We start from the raw sequence: 4,686 nt of genomic DNA, 5'->3' as shown, positions 1-4,686 counted from the left end.
GCCATGTTGAACACGGCACGCTCCGGGTCGGTGCCCACGGCGACGATGCCGTGGTTGGCGAGGATGAAGGCGTTGTCGCCGCTGGTGATCTTCCTCTGCACGTTCCTCGCGAGAAGGCCGGTGCCGGACGGGGCGTAGTCGATGATCGCGACCTCGCGGCCCAGGAAGCGGACCTGCTCGTCGGTGAGGGCCGGGATCGGGCGGCGGAGCACCGCGAGGGCCGAGGCGAACGGCTGGTGCGTGTGAACGATCGCGTGCACATCGGGGCGCTCGCGGTAGATGTGGGCGTGCATCCCGCATTCGATCGACGGCGCGAGGGAGGCACCGGAGTCGCCGCGGCCAGCATCCGGGACGTGCTTTCCGTCGAAGTCGACGATGCACACGTCGTCGACCCGCATCCGGTCGTAGGAGTAGTTGCTGGGGGTCACCGCGTAGAGCCGGCGGCCGGGGATCCGGACCGAGACGTTGCCCTCCGTGGCCTTGAGGTAGCCGCGCTCGAGCATCGTGCGACACATGTCGACGACGTGCTGCCGGGCGGATTGGTGCTCCACGGTGCCTCCTGTGCTGGAGCGGGGGATCGACGCGCTTACCAGCGTCCACCAAGTCTGGACGAATGTCCAGACATTTGGCAGAATGCGCGTATGGCGATTCGCCCAGCCACCCACCGCGCGAGGGGCCGGGCGCGCCGCGCCGCGCTCCTCGAGGCGGCCGTCGAGGTCATCGCGGAGCAGGGCGTCGCCGGGGCGACGCACCGGTCGATCGCGGCGCAGGCAGGGATGTCGACCTCCACCACGAGCTACTTCTTCTCCTCCCTCGACGACCTGATCGCCGCCGCGCTGGAGATGGTCGGTGACCGGATCGTCGCCCGCGTGGATGCCGTCACCGCCTCGGTCGCCGGCGCACAGCTGACCCCTGAGCAGGCGATCGACCGGTTCGTGGATGCCGTTCTGGCCGAGCCGGAGAGCGACACCGTCGCGCAGTTCGAGATCTACCTCGAGTGCGCTCGGCGCCCGCAGTTGCAGGGCACCGCCCACCAGATCATGGCGAGCATCGAAGGTGGCGCCAAGGCGTCGCTCCGTGCGCTGGGGATCGCGAATGCGGACGAGCGCGCCCCCATGGTCGTCGCGCTGCTGGACGGCCTTGCCCTGCACCGGCACGCCAGGCCGAGGGGCTCGTCAGACCGGCGGGTCATCTCCGAGGCGCTGTCCGCGCTCCACCGCGGCTTCGTCGAGGCCGACGCCGACGGCGAGGCCGGCTTCACAGCATCCGTCTGACGGCTGCGGCACCTGTTCGGGTATCGATCCCTCTCGGCCAATAGACTGCTCGGACTGATCCTCGGGCCGAGGAGGACGCGCGATGAGCCAGCAGTCAGCCTGGCCGGAGCTCCCCATCGACAGCTGGGAGCCAACCAGAGACACGCTCATCCTTTGGCTGCAGATCGTCGGCAAGATTCGGACCAAACGCACGCCGCTGCTCAACCACTGGTGGAACGCCACGCTCTTCGTCTCCTCCCGGGGCCTCACCACGTCCCTCATGCCCGACGGGCCCGGACGGAGCTTCTCGATCGACCTCGACCTCCTCGAGCACCGGCTCGACGTCAGCACCACGCGAGGCGAGTCCGCCTCCATGGAGCTCGCACCCAAGTCGGTCAGCGAGTTCTACACGGAGCTCACGGGGCTCCTGGACGAACTGGACCTGGCGACCAAGATCTGGCCGATGCCCGTCGAGCTCCCCGACGCCATCCGCTTCCCGGACGACCACCTCCACTGCTCCTACGACCCCCAGGCGGTCACCGCGTTCTGGCGGACCCTCGTCGAGGTCGAACGGGTCTTTACCGTGTTCAAGGGCCGCTTCCTGGGCAAGGCCAGCCCGGTCCACCTCTTCTGGGGCGCCCTCGACCTGGCGACGACGAGGTTCTCGGGCAGGCCGGCTCCGCCCCACCCGGGCGGCATGCCCAACTCGGGCTCCCACGTGATGCACGAGGGCTACTCGCACGAGGTGAGCAGCGTCGGCTACTGGCCCGGCGGCGAGGGAGAGGGCATCTTCTACTCCTACGCCTACCCCGAGCCGCCCAGCTACCGCACCCGGCCGGCCGGTCCACCGGAAGCGAGATTCGACGAGGCGCTCGGCGAGTTCGTGCTCCCGTACACCGCGGTGCGCACCGCTCCAGACCCCGACGCCGTGTTGCTCGACTTCCTGCAACGGACCTACGAAGCCGCAGCCATCACGGCGGACTGGGACCGCGCCGCGCTAGAGCGCCCCCAGTGAGTTTCGAGAGTTTGCCCGTATGCCGCTGAGCTCGCCGGGTGCCCACGCTCGGCGTGTCGCGTGCTCTGTCTACGGCGGCGTTTGGCTGGCCCGGGCGCGGCTTGCACAGGGACTTGACCCGCGTCAAGGACGCTGCACCAATGGAAGTGATCTGATCCAGGCAACGGCGGGATCGGCCCGCTCGCGAGGATGGAGTCCATCATGACCACCACGTCGATCGAACGCGATGAGGCCGCCGCCAACGCGATCCGGCGCCACCACGAGCACCTCATGAGCGAACTGGAACAGCTCGTTGCTGACATGGCGAACGCGGTGGAGCAGTCGTCCGGGTTTGAGCGGCCCAAGGCGAACATCGTCACCTGGGCGCGGGCCGTGCTCGCCCCGCATGCCGCCGGCGAGGAGAGGACCCTCTACCGCGCCGCCGCAGGGACCGAGGCCGGTCGGCTCCTCATCACCGGGATGGTTGCCGAGCACGGTGTCATCCTCGGCATCGTCGACGAGCTCGAGGCAAGCACGGAACCGGCCGTGGCGGCCGCGTGGGCCGAGGCGCTCCACCGGGTGTTCACGAGCCACGCGGCCAAGGAGAACGACCTCGTGCTGCCGCTGCTCGTTTCGGAGCCTGAGATCAACGTTGCCGAGCTTCTCGAGGACCTGCACGAGGAAGCGCACTGACGTTTGCTTGACGACCATTACATCCTGCTCCGCCATGCGGAGCAGGATGTGAGTCAGACGCAGCTCACACGCCGCGCACACCGGCTGCGCCCGCTCGCCGGCTGGCCTCGAGCTCGGCGATGAGGGTCTGGGCATCGTAGGGACCGATGTGGCGGCGCTCACCGACGAAGAACGTCGGCGTCCCTCGCGCGCCACTGCACTCCGCGCTCATCACGTCCTCGCGGATTCGCTCGGCGTGCACGTCCTCGTCGAGGTCTCGCAGGAAGCGTTCGACGTCGAGGCCCAACTCTCCCGCATAGCCCGCCAGGTCCTCCGTCTCGAGCTCGTCCTGATGCTCGAAGAGCAGGTCGTGCATCTCCCAGAACCGCCCCTGCGCGCCCGCCGCCTCGGCAGCCGCCGCCGCCAGTTCGGCGTGGGGATGCACATCGGGCAGCGGCAGGTGCCGCATGACGTAGCGCAGATCATCGCCGAAGTGGGCACGAACCTCCGCGACCACCCCCGTCGCGCGGCCACAGAAGGGGCACTCGAAGTCTGAGTACTCGAGGAGCGTCAGCGGCGCGGTTGCCGAGCCGCGGATGTGGTCGCGGGTCGGGTCCACCGGCCGGTCGAGCAGTATGGGCAGGCCGGCCGACGTCTCCCCGTGGAAAACGGCGGCCAGCGTGAAGACGAGCCATCCCAACAACGTGGCGACGACGAGCGAGAGGAGCACCCCGACGGTCGCCTCGTCCTGCAGCTCCGGCCCGAAGGCCAGCCCGAGGATGAGCAGTGCCACCGTGAAGCCGATGCCGGACAGTGCCGCACCGCCGAGGATCTGTCCCGGGCCGACGCCCTGCGGAAGCGCGCCCACGCGCAGCCGAGCGCCGAGCAACGCGACTCCGCCGATCCCAACGAACTTGCCGACGACGAGGCCGAGGACGACGCCCCACGTCACGGGCGAGCTCAGCGCCTCACCGAGGACCCCACCGCGCAGGTCCACTCCGGCGTTCGCGAGTGCGAAGACCGGCACGATGACATAGCTGGTCCAGGGGTGCAGCACGATCTGCATCCGCTCGTTGACCGGCACGGCGCGCACGAGCGCCGCCTGCGCTGACCGCCCCACATGGGCTAGTGGTGACTGGCGGAACGCGTGAAACCGGCGGGCCGCCTGCTCGACGGCCTGCCGGTGCGGTGTGTACGAGGGTACGAGCAGGCCGGCCACCATGCCGGCGACCGAGGCATGCAGCCCCGAGTCGACGGTCGCGAGCCACAGCGCGAGGATCGTGATGGCGTAGGGCCAGGTCCGCCACACCTTCATTCGCCCCAGCGCGACGAGCATGGCCACGGCCAGGAGCGCGACGGCCAGCGCGGCGACGTTGAGCTCGTCCGAGTACACCAGCCCGATGACGGACACCGCGACGATGTCGTCGGCCACGGTCAACGTCAGTAGGAACACGCGCAGCTGGGTGGACGTCGTCGGCCCGACGAGCGCAAGCGTGCCGAGCAGGAACGCGGTGTCCGTGCCGATGACGATGCCCCAGCCGTTGGCCGCATCTCCAGAGGGGTTGACGAGCAGGTAGAGCAGCGCCGGCAGCACCATTCCGCCGACGCCTGCGAGCAGCGGCAGCCGCAGCCGGCGCCGGTCGGTGAGCTCACCGATTGACAGGTCCCGTCGCACCTCGAGGCCGATGACGAGGAAGAACACCGCCATGAGCCCGTCGTTGATCCAGTGGCCGAGGTCCATCCGGAGGGTCCAGTCGCCCAGCTGTA

At 69.3% G+C, this 4,686-nt stretch carries 5 protein-coding genes; 3 read left to right on the top strand and 2 right to left on the bottom strand.

Annotated elements, in window-relative coordinates; all coding sequences use genetic code 11:
* Positions 1-551, bottom strand: a 551-nt coding sequence (locus tag ABF401_RS00665; protein WP_353507597.1) for a class II aldolase/adducin family protein, incomplete at its 3' end; no start/stop codon positions are given.
* Between the two features lie 90 nt (positions 552-641).
* Here ABF401_RS00665 and ABF401_RS00660 point away from each other — a divergent pair.
* From ABF401_RS00660 to ABF401_RS00650, 3 genes are all read left to right on the top strand, one after another.
* The gene (locus tag ABF401_RS00660; RefSeq protein ID WP_353507596.1) at positions 642-1,274 is read left to right on the top strand and encodes a TetR/AcrR family transcriptional regulator; all 633 of its coding nucleotides are present in this window, start codon (positions 642-644) and stop codon (positions 1,272-1,274) included.
* A gap of 82 nt (positions 1,275-1,356) precedes the next feature.
* Complete coding sequence (locus ABF401_RS00655; protein ID WP_353507595.1) at positions 1,357-2,268, top strand: DUF5996 family protein; 912 nt, start codon at positions 1,357-1,359, stop codon at positions 2,266-2,268.
* 201 nt (positions 2,269-2,469) lie between these two features.
* Positions 2,470-2,940 (top strand): hemerythrin domain-containing protein, encoded by a 471-nt coding sequence (locus tag ABF401_RS00650; protein WP_353507594.1) that lies wholly within the window; start codon positions 2,470-2,472, stop codon positions 2,938-2,940.
* Positions 2,941-3,004: 64 nt separating this feature from the next.
* On the opposite strand, the gene nhaA is transcribed toward ABF401_RS00650, so the two are convergent.
* A partial coding sequence (nhaA, locus tag ABF401_RS00645) for a Na+/H+ antiporter NhaA (RefSeq protein WP_353507593.1) occupies positions 3,005-4,686 on the bottom strand: 1,682 nt, incomplete at its 5' end.

This window comes from Intrasporangium sp., from assembly GCF_040414665.1.
Lineage (GTDB): Bacteria > Actinomycetota > Actinomycetes > Actinomycetales > Dermatophilaceae > Intrasporangium.
Note: the sequence above shows the minus strand (reverse complement) of the source record. Positions and strands in the feature narration are given on the sequence as shown.

What these genes read in the sequence shown, in the direction of transcription:
- ABF401_RS00655 (WP_353507595.1), top strand. Translation starts at nt 1,357, where the DNA reads ATGAGCCAGCAGTCAGCCTGGCCGGAGCTCCCCATCGACAGCTGGGAG.
- ABF401_RS00660 (WP_353507596.1), top strand. Translation starts at nt 642, where the DNA reads ATGGCGATTCGCCCAGCCACCCACCGCGCGAGGGGCCGGGCGCGCCGC.
- ABF401_RS00650 (WP_353507594.1), top strand. Translation starts at nt 2,470, where the DNA reads ATGACCACCACGTCGATCGAACGCGATGAGGCCGCCGCCAACGCGATC.